The sequence below is a fragment of the Microvirga solisilvae genome, assembly GCF_022808595.1.
In the GTDB taxonomy this organism is placed as follows: domain Bacteria; phylum Pseudomonadota; class Alphaproteobacteria; order Rhizobiales; family Beijerinckiaceae; genus Microvirga; species Microvirga solisilvae.
In genome coordinates this window covers 187,262-200,471 of record NZ_JAKUCN010000006.1, presented here as the reverse complement: position 1 = coordinate 200,471, position 13,210 = coordinate 187,262, and the positions used below count along the sequence as shown (strand labels likewise).

Here is a 13,210-nt window from a genome sequence, read left to right as displayed (position 1 = left end):
GACACCCCTGAGGCTTATTCGCAAGCCATTGCAGAGGGTCTTGCTTGCGCCGGGCAAGATGATCCTTACATTCGGGCTGAAAGCAAGGATCGAGAATGACCGAGACCGAGATCGTCGAGCGCAAGCGCTCAGGGGATATCCCGCTTCACGGCCCTGCGGATTTCGAGGGCATGCGGCGGGCCGGGCGCATGGTCGCCGAGTGCCTGGACATGCTGGGCGAGCACGTGAAGCCCGGCGTGACGACGGAAGACCTCGATAAGCTCGCCTTCGACTTCATCCGCGACAATGGCGCCTATCCAGCCTGCCTGCACTATCGCGGCTATACCAAGACGATCTGCACCTCGATCAACCATGTGGTCTGCCACGGCATCCCTAACGACAAGCCCCTGCGGGACGGCGACATCATGAATGTCGACGTGACCCTGATCCTGGATGGCTGGCACGGCGATTCGAGCCGCATGTACTATGTGGGCGAGGTGCCGCGCCGGGCGCAGCGCCTGTGCGAGATCACCTATGAATGCCTGCTGCGCGGAATTGCCGCCGTAAAGCCGGGCGCCACCACCAACGATATCGGCCATGCCATTCAGGCCTATGCCGAGGCCGAGCGCTGCTCGGTGGTGCGGGATTTCTGCGGTCACGGCATCGGCAAGAGCTTCCACGCCTCCCCCACGATCCTCCATTATGTGGAGCCGGCCTATAACGTGGTGCTGGAGCCGGGGATGTTCTTCACCATCGAGCCCATGATCAATCTCGGGAAGCCGCAGGTGAAGGTGCTCTCCGACGGCTGGACCGCCGTGACCCGAGACCGCTCCCTGTCGGCCCAGTTCGAGCACATGGTCGGCGTAACGGAAACCGGCGCCGAGGTGTTCACCTACTCGCCGAAGGGCTTGGATAAACCGCCCTACAATCTCGGCTGATCGAACAAGCAACTTTGTATCCCGAGGCAGCTCAGCTAAGGATTCGTCGTTCCATCTTCCGAGAGCGGCGATTCCCTGCAACATGAGCGGCGACGACACTCCCCACTATCATGGCCATCGCGACCGCCTGCGCGCCCGCTTCACGGAAGTGGGCGGCGATGCGCTGCCGGATTACGAGCTTCTGGAACTCCTGCTCTTCCGTTCCATCCCGCGCCGGGATGTGAAGCCCATGGCCAAGGAATTGATCAAGCGCTTCGGCACCTTCGCCGAGGTGCTTACCGCTTCCCCTGCCCGGCTGATGGAGGTGGACGGCGTCAGTGAGCGCGTCGTCACCGATCTCAAGATCGTGGAAGCCTCCGCCCGCCGCCTCGCCAAGGGCGAAGTGGCCAAGCGCCCCGTCCTGTCCTCCTGGACCTCGGTGATCGATTATTGCCGCACGGCCATGGCCTTCATGGACAAGGAGCAGTTCCGCCTGCTCTTCCTCGACAAGCGCAATGCGCTGATCGCCGATGAGGTGCAGCAATCGGGCACCGTGGACCATACCCCGGTCTATCCCCGCGAGGTGGTGAAACGGGCGCTGGAGCTTTCGGCCTCAGCCCTGATCCTCGTGCACAATCACCCCTCCGGCGATCCCACGCCCTCCGCCGCCGACGTGAAGATGACCAAGGAAATCATCGACGTGGCGAAGCCCTTGGGGATTACCGTCCACGACCACATCATCGTCGGCCGCGAAGGCCATGCGAGCCTGAAAGGCCTGCGTCTCATCTGAGCTTGGCGTCAGAACCAAGCCGGCCCAGTCGCGTTACACTCTCACTCAAAAACGCGATTGGAGAGAACAGATGAAAACATTGCTGATGGCAGGCTTGCTTGGCTCCACCCTCTTGGCCACGGGCGCATTCGCTCAATCCGAACAGACTCACTCCAATCAGCCCTCCCAGGCTGCCAATTCCTCGCAATTCATGACCCAGCTTCCGGCCGGTTCCATGCTGCTGTCCGATCTGATGGATGAGGATGTGATCGGCCCCGACAACAAGGATATCGGCGATGTCGAGGATGTCATTCTCGACCGGAACGGCAAGGTTGCCGCCGTCGTGATCGAGGTCGAGGAAGGCATCGGCGACCGCACGGTGGCTTTGCCTCTGAACGCCTTTCAGATGATGCCCGATGCGGAAACGACGGGCTCGGTGCAGAACTCGAACCAGAACACAGGCTCGTCCAACACCAATATGTCCGGCGAGATGCGGCTGATGCTGAACATGCCCGTCGACCAGCTGAAATCCGCACCGGAATTCGACGATAACGACTAAGGCCCGACAGAGGGTTTAGGCGGTGCCCGGCCCAGTGCCGGGCATTCGCATATCCGCTTAGAAAACGGTCTCCAGTCCCGTGAAGACAGCGTAGATGAAGCCCAGGCTCAAGGTCATGCCGATGGAGCCGATGATCAGACCGCCGACAATCACGAGCCCGTCCCGCTCCACCAGTCCGAGGCCCACGAGACACACCGCAAGCCCCATGGGGATCTGCCCCACGAAGGGCGGCGCGAAGAGAAGGCCGAGCGCCATCACCAGAACGATAGCCCCCATGATCCGCATGGCGAAAGGCGTGTCGAGAAAGGTCATGCGCGGACGCGAAAAGCGTTCGAGCTTGCGGAAGGTGGGCATCGCCCGCGCCACGGCCCGCTCCACATCCGTGTGAGCGAGCGAACGGTTCAGGAGCTGCCTCGGCAGCCAGGGGGCCTCGCGTCCGAAGATGATCTGAATGGCGACCAGCGCCAGAAGCAGGCCGCAGACCAACGGGATCGGCGGCGGCATGGGCAGGCAGTTGGGCAGGCCGAGCAAAACGATAAGCAGCGCGAAGGCACGGTCCTGTAGAACGGCCATGATGTCGCGCACGGTCAGACGTTCGCCCGGCTGTGAGGCAAGGGCGAGAAGGATTTGCGATGTTCGAGCGTTGGAGAACAAGGAGCCCTTGCCGGTTCGAGGCGACGTGCTTCTCTAAACGAGTTGAGGCCTGGGGCCAAGGCTCGTCCCACATTTCTCAATGAATGTTGATCTCCTCGGAGACGAGCCGAAACTCGGCGGGGCGGATTAGCTGTGCATGAGTCACGGTGACTGAATGAAGCGGCCCGGCCAGTTCCCGCTTCCAGAAATCAAGAAATTCGATGAGCACCGGGAAGCGAGGGGCAAGATCGTAATCCTGCCAGATATAGGTTTGCAGGAATGTGGGATGGTCCGGCATCCGATAAAGTATCTGGGCGGTCGTCAGCCCGTAGCCTTCCATTTGGCGAATGAAATCCTTGGATGCCATGCGAACTCCCTCTGCAGTCTTGAGAGGCCGGCATCCACCCAACCTTGAGGGCGATGTCCTGCCCTACGCTCAAGGCTAAATCTCGAGTCCGTTTTCCGGTTCCACAAGACGCCGGAGAGGTAGTCGCACGGTTCAGAGAGGCCCGATCTGTTTATGGAAATAGGTCGTCGGACAGAACCCGCCCTGCGGCCAGAGAGCGAAGTTCGGAATGACGCCGACGCGCTCCCAACCGAGGCGCGCATAGAGACGCTCCCCATCGCTTCCGGTCACCGTATCGAGCACGAGCACGCTCTTGCCGGCCTTGCGCGCGGCCTCCTCGGCGGCAAGCATTAGTGCTGCGCCAACGCCGCGCTTACGCGCATCTCGATGAACGAGCATCTTCGAGATGTCGCCGCGATGCGGCTGGTTCTCCGGCTGCTTGAGAACCACCTGCACGGTGCCGACGATTTCGCCATCGCTCTCCGCCACGAGGAGAATGCGCTCGCCCGCCGCCACCCCATCGGCGACGCCCCGCCAGAACGTATCCGCCTTGTCCTGAGTCATGGGCAGCATGAAACTGACGGAGGCGCCGCCCTCCACGCAATCGATCAGGACCCTCGACAACGCACCGATTTGCTCGACGGATTCCTTCGGTGAGAGCGTGCGGATCGTGACGGCCTCACTCATGAGAACCTCCTCGGCGATTGGACAACGCGGCGTCGGTGGCGAGCGCCACCAGGTACCGGGCGGGCTCGCCCGACAGGTTGCGGAAGATCGTCGGCTGCTCGATGTCCATGCACAGGCAATCGCCCGCGAAGAGCCGGAAGGTCTTCTCCCCGAGGCCGATCTCGATTTCGCCTTCGACGATCCAGATCTGCTGGCTTACCCCCACCGAGCGGCGACCCGTATCGTAGGCCACGCGCGCGCCTGCCGGCATCACGACTTCGACAAGCTCGAGGGGAGACGGAAAGCCGGGCGGCGACAGGTTGCGGCGTACATAGCCGCTGTCGGGATCGCGCCAGATCCGTTGCTCTGAGAACCGGGAGAGAGGTGACGCCTCCGGGCTGTCCTGTTCGGCAAACAGGGAGGCGAGCGTCACGCCGAGGCCTGCCGCGATCTTGTCGAGAACCACCGCCGTCGGGCTGCTTTCCCCGCGTTCGATCAGGGAAATCATGGAGCGGCTGACGCCGGTGCGGTCCGCCAGCGCATCGAGAGTCAAACCTTGCTCCACGCGCAATCCTCGCAGGCGTCGGGCGAGATGGGCATTTATATCGGAGGCTTCTTCCATTAAGATAGAATGCATTTCCACCATATTGGAGTCAACGGACAGGCTCGCCGGATTTCGTCCAAAGGCTAGTTAGACCCTGGCTTGCAAGAAGGCCGATCCTGCCCTCTTGTGCGCCGACCGGCAAAAAGGAGATGACCGGGAAAATGCGCTTCGCCTTTGCCGGAATCGATTTTCTCGGGGATGTGTTCGAAACCCTGATCGCCAAAGGCTGGCAGCCGGTAAAGCTGTTCAGCCGTCCATGCGACAGCATCTACGACTTCAATGACGTCACGGTCGCCCGCGCCCGTTCTTTGAGAATCCCGGTTCAGATGGTGCGGATCGCACCATCCGATCTTGCGGGCCTGAAGGCGTTGGGCTGCGAGGCGCTCGTGGTCGCGGGCTATCCCTGGCTCATCAAGGGCTGGGAGCACCATGTTCCCTATGCCTTCAATTTTCACCCATCCCCTCTGCCGCAGGGGCGCGGACCCTACCCTCTGTTCAAAGCCATTCTTGATGGCGTTTCGAATTGGGGAGTGACGGCCCATGTCCTGGAGCCGGCCTTCGACACAGGCCCCATACTGGCGCAGAAGAGCTTTGCGGTAAGCCCGCAGGAAACCCACGACACCCTGCTCGCCAAGTGCCAGATGGCTGCCAAGGAGATCGCGGGGCAATTGGCGGAGAAGCTTCCAAGCCTCTGGGATGAGGCTCAGCCGCAAGGCCCCGGCACCTATTGGCCCCGCATCACGCAAGCTGACAGGACGATCGACTGGACGGGGAGCGTCGAGAGTGTGCTCCGTACCATCCGCGCTTTCGGCTCTATTGAGACCTTCGCGCAGGTCGATTCCCGCTATCTTTATGTGTGGGAGGCCACCGGCTGGACGGAGCCGCATGGCTACAAGCCGGGCGCCCTCGTCCACAAGCACCGCAAACACCTCGTGGTCGCAACCCGAGATGGTTTCGTGCAGATCACCGGTTGGAGCCCTTATTCGCCGGGACCGGCGCGAGGGAAATAGTCGTCAGCGCCGTTTCTTCAGCAGCTTCCAGGCCTGTCGGAGAAGAACGATATTCCGGATGAGCTTGAGCATGAACGAACCTCCAAAAGCATATGCTTTTAAAGGCAAATTCACGCAGAAGGTTCCTAAGCCTCCCGCGGCCTTGAAGCTTCAAAGGTCGCGGTAGAGCCGCCCGTGATAGACCAGAGCGGGCCTCGGCTCGCCAAGGCGAATGTTCATGATCTCGCCGATGATCACGTGATGGGTGGCAACGACACGGGCTTCGCTCAGACGGCAATCGAAGGAGACGAGGCTTGTGGCCAGCACTGGCGCTCCCGTCACGAGCTTGGTCCACTCGCCCTTGGAGAAGCGGTCGGGGCCCTGCAGAGCGGTGCGGCCGGCAAAGACATCCGCCAAGACCTGATCCTCCGCAGCCAAGGCGTTCACGCAGAAGACGCCGTTGGTCAGCAGCGCCTGCGCCGAGCGGGCGGCGGTGTTGACGCAGACCAGGAGCGAGGCCGGATCGTCGGTGACGGGGGTCACGGCGGTGGCGGTAAAGCCCGCGATCCCGGACGGCCCGTCCGTGGTCACCACATGGACGGCTGCGGCAACACGGCTCATGCCCTCGCGGAAGAGGACGGAATCGAGGCCTGACGCGCTGGTTTCGGCGGATGCGGGCGGAGCGGGAGTCTTCAACATGTTCTTCCAGGAAGCCTCTCCCACTCTTTCGAGCGGAGCACAAGGTGTAGCGTGCATATGGGGCCAGCATGCAGGCTTTGGAAGCCGCCCCAGCATCCTGCTTCTTATTGGACCAAAGTTTGCCGGATATTCAGCCAACTTGCCCTTTGGTAAGCACAACGGTCCGTTGTCGAACGAAAAACCGTTTGCTAGAGACCGGCTTAGCCGACGTATCGGCTTGGCCTTGCACACGCATCGTGCTTTGCTGGGCCTTTCCCGAGCAAGACCCGCATCCAGAGGGCTAAGGGTAGGACATGGAAATTTTTGTGCAGCAGCTCATCAACGGGCTGACGCTGGGGTCGATCTACGGCCTCATCGCCATCGGTTACACGATGGTCTTCGGTATCATCGGCATGGTGAACTTCGCCCACGGCGACGTCTTCATGCTCTCCGCTTTCATCGCGCTCATCTTCTTCCTGATCCTGACAACCTGGCTTGGGATCTCCTCGGTGGTGCTGGCGCTGTTCATAGTGCTGATCATCGCCATGGTGCTCACCTCGCTCTGGGGTTGGGCCATCGAGCGGGTCGCCTACCGCCCCTTGCGCGGTTCGTTCCGCCTGGCGCCGCTGATCTCGGCCATCGGCGTCTCGATCTTCCTCTCCAATTTCGTCCAGGTCGCACAGGGTGCGCGCAACAAGCCGACGCCTCCCATGATCCGCGACGTAATCGTCCTGTTCCAGGGTGAGAGCGGATACAATGTTGCAATCTCCTACAAGCAGATCATCATCATGGTCGTGACGGCCGTGCTGCTCACGATCTTCTGGTACGTGGTGCAGAAGACCTCACTCGGCCGCGCCCAGCGCGCCTGCGAGCAGGACCGCAAGATGGCGGCCCTTCTCGGCATCAACGTGGACCGCACGATCTCGCTCACCTTCGTGATCGGCGCTTCGCTGGCGGCGGTCGCTGGCACCATGTATCTGCTGTATTATGGCGTCGTGAGTTTCAACGACGGCTTCGTGCCGGGCGTGAAGGCCTTCACGGCAGCCGTTCTCGGCGGCATCGGCTCCCTGCCGGGCGCCGTTCTCGGCGGCCTGATCATCGGTCTCATCGAGACCTTCTGGTCGGCCTATTTCTCGATCGAGTACAAGGACGTGGCTGCGTTCTCGATCCTGGCCATCGTCTTGATCTTCATGCCCTCCGGTATCCTCGGACGGCCTGAAGTCGAGAAGGTTTAAGGAGCTAGACGAGCATGAACGCTCCTTCCATCACCTCTTCGGCCCAGACCCAGGCCGCAACGAAAACCTTCGACCTGAAGGCTGCCCTCGGGGATGCCTTCAGGACCGCGCTGATCACCTTCGGCCTGTCCATTCCGATCCTGTCCTTCAAGACGGAGCAGAATGGCGCCGACCTGTTCCTGCGCTCCCGCTGGGATTTGGCGCTGATCATCACGGCCCTCGTGTTCGGCCTGCGGCTCGTGCTTCATGCCTTCACGGCGTCGCGCTCCTATCGCCAGGCGACTCCCAGCCCCAAGCAGGCAACGGAGCCGGTCCATGCCGAGCCGAGCGCGTTCCAGCACGTCTCGAAGTTCGCTATCCCCTTCTTCCTGGGTGTGGCTCTGGCCTTCCCGGTGCTGATCTACTTCGTCCAGGGCGGCCTGAATGAATCCCGCTACTGGATCGATCTCGGCATCCTGATCCTCACCTACGTGATGCTCGGCTGGGGCTTGAACATCGTGGTGGGCCTCGCAGGTCTTCTCGACCTGGGATACGTCGCCTTCTACGCGGTCGGCGCCTATTCCTATGCCCTGCTCTCCACCACCTTCGGATTGTCGTTCTGGATCTGTCTGCCGCTCGCCGGCATTCTCGCCGCCTTCTGGGGCATGATCCTCGGCTTCCCGGTACTGCGTCTGCGCGGCGATTACCTCGCCATCGTGACGCTGGCCTTCGGTGAGATCATCCGTCTCGTTCTCATCAACTGGACCGACCTGACGAACGGCGCTGCCGGCATCTCCTCGATCCCGCGCGCAAGCTTCTTCGGCATTCCGTTCACGGCAGGCGAAGGCGGCTTCGCGCAGACCTTCGGGCTCGAGTTCAATGGTATGCACAGGATCATCTTCCTGTACTATCTCATCCTGGTGCTCGCGCTGATCACCAATTTCGTCACCATGCGCCTGCGCAAGCTGCCCGTGGGACGCGCCTGGGAAGCGCTGCGTGAGGACGAGATCGCCTGCCGCTCGCTCGGCATCAACACCACGAACACCAAGCTGACGGCTTTCGCCATCGGCGCCATGTTCGGCGGCTTCGCGGGCTCGTTCTTCGCGGTCCGCCAGGGCTTCGTCTCTCCGGAGAGCTTCAACTTCCTGGAATCGGCGATCATCCTGGCCATCGTGGTCATGGGCGGCATGGGCTCCCAGATCGGCGTCGCCATCGCGGCCATCGTGCTGGTCGGCGGCCCCGAAGTTCTGCGTAACCTCACCTTCCTCAAAGCGATCTTCGGAGAGGGCTTCGATCCGAACGAATACCGCCTGCTGATCTTCGGCATGGGCATGGTGGCAATGATGGTCTGGCGTCCGCGCGGACTGATTTCGGAACGCGACCCCTCGGTTGTCTTGAAAGAGCGCAAGGCCATTTCCGGCTCGCTCGTGAAGGAAGGACACGGCTAATGCGCTGGCTTCAGGATCCCATCCTCGACGTACAGCATCTCACGATGCGCTTCGGCGGCCTCGTCGCCGTCAACGACCTCTCCTTCCAGGCCGGGCGCGGCGACATCACCGCGCTCATCGGTCCGAACGGTGCAGGCAAGACTACGGTCTTCAACTGCATCACCGGCTTCTACAAGCCGACGGAAGGCATGCTGGCCCTGCGCAAGCCCGACGGCTCGCACCTGCTGCTGGAGAGGCTTCCGGGCTTCGACATCAACTGGAAGGCCAAGGTCGCCCGCACCTTCCAGAACATCCGCCTGTTCTCCGGCATGACCGTGCTGGAGAACCTGCTGGTGGCTCAGCACAATCCGCTGATGATCGCCTCCGGTTTCACCTTCCTCGGCGTGCTCGGCATCGGCGGCTACCGCAAGGCGGAGAAGGAAGCGATCGAGAAGGCGAAGTTCTGGCTGGAGAAGACCCGCCTCCTCCACCGCGCCGACGATCCGGCCGGCGACCTTCCTTACGGCGACCAGCGCCGTCTGGAGATCGCCCGCGCCATGTGCACGGACCCGCTCCTGCTCTGCCTGGACGAGCCCGCAGCCGGCCTCAACCCGCGTGAGTCGCTGGAGCTCAACGAGCTTCTGCTCTCGATCCGCAAGGATCACGGCACCTCGATCCTCCTGATCGAGCACGACATGTCCGTCGTCATGGAGATTTCGGACCACGTGGTGGTGCTGGATTACGGCACCAAGATCTCGGACGGCCTGCCCGCCGAGGTGAGGAACGATCCCAAGGTCATCGCCGCCTATCTTGGGGTGGCGGACGAGGAAATCGAGAAGGTGGAAGCGGAGATCGGCGCATGACCGCTGGAGCTAGCATTCAACAGACCGCAATCGATGCGGGCCGTCAGCCGCTGCTCAGCGTGCGTGGCGTGAAGACCTATTACGGCAACATCATCGCTCTCAAGGGCGTGGACATGGACGTCCACGAAGGCGAGATCGTCACGCTGATCGGCGCCAACGGCGCCGGCAAGTCGACGCTGATGATGACCATCTTCGGCAACCCGCGCGCTCGCGAGGGCACGATCACCTATGCGGGCCGCGACATCACCAAGATGCCGACACACGAGATCGCGCAGCTCTCCATCGCGCAATCGCCGGAAGGCCGCCGCATCTTCCCGCGCATGACCGTGTTCGAGAACCTGCAGATGGGCGCCTCGATCAATGGCATGGCGCATTTCGACCAGGATCTCGAGCGGGTCTGCACCCTGTTCCCGCGCCTGAAGGAACGCCTGCAGCAGCGCGGCGGCACCCTCTCCGGCGGCGAGCAGCAGATGCTGGCCATCGCCCGCGCTCTCATGAGCCGGCCGAGGCTGCTCCTCCTGGACGAGCCGTCGCTGGGCCTCGCGCCCCTGATCGTGAAGCAGATCTTCTCGATCATCAAAGAGCTGAACGAGAAGGACGGCATGACCGTCTTCCTCGTGGAACAGAACGCCTATCACGCCCTCAAGCTCGCGCATCGCGGCTATGTGATGGTGACGGGCAACATCACCATGAGCGGCACCGGCAAGGATCTGCTGAACGATCCGCAGGTCCGCGCGGCCTATCTCGAAGGGGGACACTGATGCAGGGCATTCTCTACGAAGAGCCTTCGATCTGGCTCTTTCTTCTCATCACCGTGATCATGGGCGGCTGGGCCGCCTGGATGACCGGACGGGCCATCGCCATCACCTGGAAGCCCTTCTGGACGCTCATCGCGTACCTGTTCATCCTCGGTGCGGCCGTGCGCTTCATCCACTTCGCCTTGTTCGGCGGAACGCTGCTGTCGATCCACTACTATGCGGTGGACACAATCGTGCTGCTGGTCATCGGCGCGCTGGGCTTCCAGTACCGCCGCGCCCGGATGATGACCACGCAATACCGCTGGCTCTACGAGCGTTCCGGCCCATTCTCCTGGCGGGAAAAGGCGTCTGCTACCAAGGGCTAAGCGATAAAGATTCCCAGGTGACAAGTGCCTAAAAACCGGCATGATGCGCCTTGGATGACGGGTTTACCGTCAAACCGGCCCCACGAGGAAGAGGGGCCTATAAAACCACCCAGAGGAGTGACCTCATGAAAAAAATGCTGTTGACCGGCGTGGCGCTTGGTCTTGGCCTCGCCTTCTCCAGCGCTGCCAGCGCCCAGATCAAGATCGGCGTTGCTGGCCCCATCACCGGCCCGAACGCGGCTTTCGGCGCTCAGCTGAAGAACGGCGTCGAGCAGGCTGTCGAGGACATCAATGCCGCTGGCGGCATCAATGGCCAGAAGCTCCAGGTCGTCGTCGGCGACGACGTGTCCGACCCCAAGCAGGGCGTGTCGGTGGCCAACAAGTTCGCTGCTGAAGGCGTGAAGTTCGTTGTCGGCCACTTCAACTCCGGCGTGTCGATCCCGGCTTCGCAGGTCTATGAAGAGGCTGGCATCGTTCAGGTGTCGCCCGCTTCCACGAACCCGACCTACACCGAGCGCGGCATGTGGAACACCTTCCGTACCTGCGGTCGCGACGACCAGCAGGGCGGCGTTGCCGGCGGCTACCTCGCCGACAAGTTCAAGGGCAAGAAGGTCGCGGTCATCCACGACAAGACCCCCTACGGCAAGGGCCTCGCTGACGAGACCCAGAAGGCCATGAATGCAAAGGGCCTGAAGGAAGTCGTGTACGAAGGCATCAACCCGGGCGAGAAGGACTACTCCGCGCTTGTGTCGAAGCTGAAGCAGGCTGCGGTTGACGTCGTCTACTTCGGTGGCCTCCACACGGAAGCCGGCCTCATCATCCGCCAGATGCGCGATCAGGGCCTGAACGCCCCGCTCATGTCGGGTGACGGCATCGTGTCCGCCGAGTTCACCTCGATCGCCGGCCCCGGCGCCGAAGGCACCCTGATGACCTTCGCTCCGGATCCGCGCAAGAACCCGAACGCGAAGGAAGTCGTGGCCAAGTTCAAGGCCAAGAACTACGAGCCCGAGGCTTATACCCTCTACTCGTATGCCGCCGCTCAGGTTCTCGCTGAGGCCGCCAAGCAGGCCAACAGCACCGATGGCAAGAAGGTTGCCGACGCCATGAAGGCCGGCAAGCCCTTCAAGACCGTCATCGGCGATCTCACCTTCGACAAGAAGGGCGACATCACCCGTCCGGACTACGTCATGTACGTTTGGAAGAAGGGCGCTGACGGCAAGATCGATTACACCGGCAACGAGCTGAACATGTAATCGATTGGCCTGAAAGCCAACCGAACAGACCCGCCCTGGCGACAGGGCGGGTTTTTTCATGGAAGTATTCCGGAGCCCTCATGCCCGCCCTCACCTTGCAGCTTCTTGAGAGCCCCTACGCCGTTTGCCGCCTGCCCGCAGGAGCATCCGCGCCCTCGCCTGTGCCGGGAGCCTTCTCGCTGCTGATCCAGGCCGCCGAGGAGACGACGCTGGTCTGCCCGCTCGATCAGGCTCCTCAAGGAGCCGAGGTCGATGCCGGCTGGCGCTGCTTCCGCATTCTCCAGGTCTTCGATTTCAGCGTCCCAGGCATCCTGGCCTCGGTGCTGGTTCCGCTCGCGCAGGCAGGCATCGGCATCTTTGCCTCGTCCACATTCAGCACCGATTACGTGCTGGTGAAAGCAGGCGATTTGGACCGGGCGATGGAAGCTCTCAACGCAGCCGGACACTCGGTCAAGGCCTAACCCAACCTTCCCAATGCCGGAAACGTCTCCAAAAGCCAGAACGACATGTTGGTGATCCAGCCGGTGAGGAAGGCGATGCCGGTGAGGATCATCAGAACGCCCATGGTTTTCTCGACCAGGGCGAAGCGGGAGCGCATGCGTTTGAGAAGCGCAACGAAAGGCTTCATGGCGAAGGCCGCGAGCAGGAAGGGAATGCCGAGTCCGACCGAATAAGCGGCGAGCAGCGTTGCTCCATACAGGACGCTGTCCTCCGATCCCGCTACCGCCAGAATGGCCGCGAGAACCGGCCCGATGCAGGGCGTCCAGCCGAAGGCGAAGGCAAGGCCCATCACATAGGCGCCCCACAGCCCCACCGGCTTCTCCACGGAGAAGCGAGCCTCGCGATAAAAGAGGCCGATCCTGAACACGCCGAGGAAATGCAGGCCCATCACGATGATGGCGATACCGGCGATCGTGCTCAGCACGTCGAGATATTGCCGGATCACCTGCCCCAGCGCCGAAGCGGTCGCACCTAGCAGCACGAACACGGTCGCGAAACCGGCCACGAAGAGCAGCGCGGCCAGGATTGCCCGGCGACGCACGGCCCGGTCATCGCCCGCATGCAGCTGGTCGAAGGTCGTGCCCGCAAGGAACGATAGATACGGGGGGACCAGCGGCAGAACGCAGGGGCTCAAGAAGCTGATGAGGCCGCCAAGGGCTGCTGCTGGAAAGGATACGCTGAGCATGAGG

Annotated in this window: 17 protein-coding genes; 11 read left to right on the top strand and 6 right to left on the bottom strand. The window is 62.2% G+C overall.

The window, feature by feature from the left end; all coding sequences use genetic code 11:
- The first annotated feature begins 95 nt into the window (after nucleotides 1-95).
- From map to MJ639_RS13645, 3 genes are all read left to right on the top strand, one after another.
- Complete coding sequence (gene map, locus MJ639_RS13655) at nucleotides 96-917, top strand: type I methionyl aminopeptidase (protein WP_243373797.1); 822 nt, start codon at nucleotides 96-98, stop codon at nucleotides 915-917.
- Nucleotides 918-999: 82 nt separating this feature from the next.
- Nucleotides 1,000-1,686 carry a RadC family protein gene (gene radC, locus MJ639_RS13650; protein ID WP_243373795.1) on the top strand — a complete coding sequence of 229 codons (687 nt, stop codon included), beginning with the start codon at nucleotides 1,000-1,002 and terminating at the stop codon, nucleotides 1,684-1,686.
- Between the two features lie 70 nt (nucleotides 1,687-1,756).
- Nucleotides 1,757-2,224, top strand: a complete 468-nt coding sequence (locus tag MJ639_RS13645) for a PRC-barrel domain-containing protein (protein WP_243373793.1) — start codon at nucleotides 1,757-1,759, stop codon at nucleotides 2,222-2,224.
- Between the two features lie 57 nt (nucleotides 2,225-2,281).
- Here MJ639_RS13645 and MJ639_RS13640 read toward each other — a convergent pair whose 3' ends face one another.
- The 4 genes from MJ639_RS13640 to MJ639_RS13625 form a co-directional block, all read right to left on the bottom strand.
- On the bottom strand, nucleotides 2,282-2,878 hold the full coding sequence (locus tag MJ639_RS13640) for an exopolysaccharide biosynthesis protein (RefSeq protein ID WP_243373791.1): 597 nt from the start codon (nucleotides 2,876-2,878) through the stop codon (nucleotides 2,282-2,284).
- A gap of 76 nt (nucleotides 2,879-2,954) precedes the next feature.
- Complete coding sequence (locus tag MJ639_RS13635; protein WP_243373789.1) at nucleotides 2,955-3,224, bottom strand: usg protein; 270 nt, start codon at nucleotides 3,222-3,224, stop codon at nucleotides 2,955-2,957.
- A 132-nt stretch (nucleotides 3,225-3,356) separates the two neighbouring features.
- The gene (locus MJ639_RS13630; protein WP_243373788.1) at nucleotides 3,357-3,890 is read right to left on the bottom strand and encodes a GNAT family N-acetyltransferase; all 534 of its coding nucleotides are present in this window, start codon (nucleotides 3,888-3,890) and stop codon (nucleotides 3,357-3,359) included.
- The gene (locus tag MJ639_RS13625; protein WP_243373786.1) at nucleotides 3,883-4,491 is read right to left on the bottom strand and encodes a helix-turn-helix domain-containing protein; all 609 of its coding nucleotides are present in this window, start codon (nucleotides 4,489-4,491) and stop codon (nucleotides 3,883-3,885) included. Before MJ639_RS13625 ends, MJ639_RS13630 begins: the two co-directional genes overlap by 8 nt.
- A 143-nt stretch (nucleotides 4,492-4,634) precedes the next feature.
- Here MJ639_RS13625 and MJ639_RS13620 point away from each other — a divergent pair, with 143 nt between their 5' ends.
- The gene (locus tag MJ639_RS13620) at nucleotides 4,635-5,483 is read left to right on the top strand and encodes a methionyl-tRNA formyltransferase (protein ID WP_243373784.1); all 849 of its coding nucleotides are present in this window, start codon (nucleotides 4,635-4,637) and stop codon (nucleotides 5,481-5,483) included.
- A 150-nt stretch (nucleotides 5,484-5,633) separates the two neighbouring features.
- Here MJ639_RS13620 and MJ639_RS13615 read toward each other — a convergent pair whose 3' ends face one another.
- Nucleotides 5,634-6,161 (bottom strand): flavin reductase family protein, encoded by a 528-nt coding sequence (locus MJ639_RS13615; protein ID WP_243373775.1) that lies wholly within the window; start codon nucleotides 6,159-6,161, stop codon nucleotides 5,634-5,636.
- 293 nt (nucleotides 6,162-6,454) lie between these two features.
- Between MJ639_RS13615 and MJ639_RS13610 the strand changes: the two genes are divergently transcribed.
- From MJ639_RS13610 to MJ639_RS13580, 7 genes are all read left to right on the top strand, one after another.
- Nucleotides 6,455-7,375, top strand: a complete 921-nt coding sequence (locus MJ639_RS13610) for a branched-chain amino acid ABC transporter permease (protein ID WP_243373773.1) — start codon at nucleotides 6,455-6,457, stop codon at nucleotides 7,373-7,375.
- A gap of 14 nt (nucleotides 7,376-7,389) precedes the next feature.
- The gene (gene livM / locus MJ639_RS13605) at nucleotides 7,390-8,802 is read left to right on the top strand and encodes a high-affinity branched-chain amino acid ABC transporter permease LivM (RefSeq protein ID WP_243373771.1); all 1,413 of its coding nucleotides are present in this window, start codon (nucleotides 7,390-7,392) and stop codon (nucleotides 8,800-8,802) included.
- A complete protein-coding gene (locus tag MJ639_RS13600; protein WP_243373769.1) occupies nucleotides 8,802-9,644 on the top strand; it encodes an ABC transporter ATP-binding protein in 843 nt (280 codons plus the stop codon). Before livM ends, MJ639_RS13600 begins: the two co-directional genes overlap by 1 nt.
- Entirely contained in the window at nucleotides 9,641-10,405 is a 765-nt protein-coding gene (locus MJ639_RS13595) for an ABC transporter ATP-binding protein (RefSeq protein ID WP_243373759.1), read from the top strand. The genes MJ639_RS13600 and MJ639_RS13595 overlap by 4 nt, the downstream gene beginning before the upstream one ends.
- Nucleotides 10,405-10,767, top strand: coding sequence for a DUF6867 family protein (locus tag MJ639_RS13590; protein WP_243373757.1), 363 nt, complete (start codon nucleotides 10,405-10,407; stop codon nucleotides 10,765-10,767). Before MJ639_RS13595 ends, MJ639_RS13590 begins: the two co-directional genes overlap by 1 nt.
- A gap of 125 nt (nucleotides 10,768-10,892) precedes the next feature.
- Complete coding sequence (locus tag MJ639_RS13585) at nucleotides 10,893-12,020, top strand: branched-chain amino acid ABC transporter substrate-binding protein (RefSeq protein ID WP_243373754.1); 1,128 nt, start codon at nucleotides 10,893-10,895, stop codon at nucleotides 12,018-12,020.
- An 80-nt stretch (nucleotides 12,021-12,100) separates the two neighbouring features.
- Nucleotides 12,101-12,481 (top strand): ACT domain-containing protein, encoded by a 381-nt coding sequence (locus tag MJ639_RS13580; protein WP_243373752.1) that lies wholly within the window; start codon nucleotides 12,101-12,103, stop codon nucleotides 12,479-12,481.
- Here the strand turns inward: MJ639_RS13580 and MJ639_RS13575 are convergent.
- Nucleotides 12,478-13,206, bottom strand: a complete 729-nt coding sequence (locus MJ639_RS13575) for a cytochrome c biogenesis CcdA family protein (RefSeq protein ID WP_243373750.1) — start codon at nucleotides 13,204-13,206, stop codon at nucleotides 12,478-12,480. The two genes, MJ639_RS13580 and MJ639_RS13575, sit on opposite strands and share 4 nt — an antisense overlap.
- Between the last annotated feature and the right edge of the window lie 4 nt (nucleotides 13,207-13,210).

Coding starts and splice junctions, on each gene's coding strand:
- MJ639_RS13575 (WP_243373750.1), bottom strand. CDS start 13,206: ATGCTCAGCGTATCCTTTCCAGCAGCAGCCCTTGGCGGCCTCATCAGC.
- MJ639_RS13625 (WP_243373786.1), bottom strand. CDS start 4,491: ATGGAAGAAGCCTCCGATATAAATGCCCATCTCGCCCGACGCCTGCGA.
- map (WP_243373797.1), top strand. CDS start 96: ATGACCGAGACCGAGATCGTCGAGCGCAAGCGCTCAGGGGATATCCCG.
- MJ639_RS13635 (WP_243373789.1), bottom strand. CDS start 3,224: ATGGCATCCAAGGATTTCATTCGCCAAATGGAAGGCTACGGGCTGACG.
- MJ639_RS13590 (WP_243373757.1), top strand. CDS start 10,405: ATGCAGGGCATTCTCTACGAAGAGCCTTCGATCTGGCTCTTTCTTCTC.
- MJ639_RS13595 (WP_243373759.1), top strand. CDS start 9,641: ATGACCGCTGGAGCTAGCATTCAACAGACCGCAATCGATGCGGGCCGT.
- MJ639_RS13620 (WP_243373784.1), top strand. CDS start 4,635: ATGCGCTTCGCCTTTGCCGGAATCGATTTTCTCGGGGATGTGTTCGAA.
- MJ639_RS13610 (WP_243373773.1), top strand. CDS start 6,455: ATGGAAATTTTTGTGCAGCAGCTCATCAACGGGCTGACGCTGGGGTCG.
- MJ639_RS13600 (WP_243373769.1), top strand. CDS start 8,802: ATGCGCTGGCTTCAGGATCCCATCCTCGACGTACAGCATCTCACGATG.
- MJ639_RS13630 (WP_243373788.1), bottom strand. CDS start 3,890: ATGAGTGAGGCCGTCACGATCCGCACGCTCTCACCGAAGGAATCCGTC.
- MJ639_RS13585 (WP_243373754.1), top strand. CDS start 10,893: ATGAAAAAAATGCTGTTGACCGGCGTGGCGCTTGGTCTTGGCCTCGCC.
- MJ639_RS13615 (WP_243373775.1), bottom strand. CDS start 6,161: ATGTTGAAGACTCCCGCTCCGCCCGCATCCGCCGAAACCAGCGCGTCA.
- radC (WP_243373795.1), top strand. CDS start 1,000: ATGAGCGGCGACGACACTCCCCACTATCATGGCCATCGCGACCGCCTG.
- MJ639_RS13580 (WP_243373752.1), top strand. CDS start 12,101: ATGCCCGCCCTCACCTTGCAGCTTCTTGAGAGCCCCTACGCCGTTTGC.
- MJ639_RS13645 (WP_243373793.1), top strand. CDS start 1,757: ATGAAAACATTGCTGATGGCAGGCTTGCTTGGCTCCACCCTCTTGGCC.
- livM (WP_243373771.1), top strand. CDS start 7,390: ATGAACGCTCCTTCCATCACCTCTTCGGCCCAGACCCAGGCCGCAACG.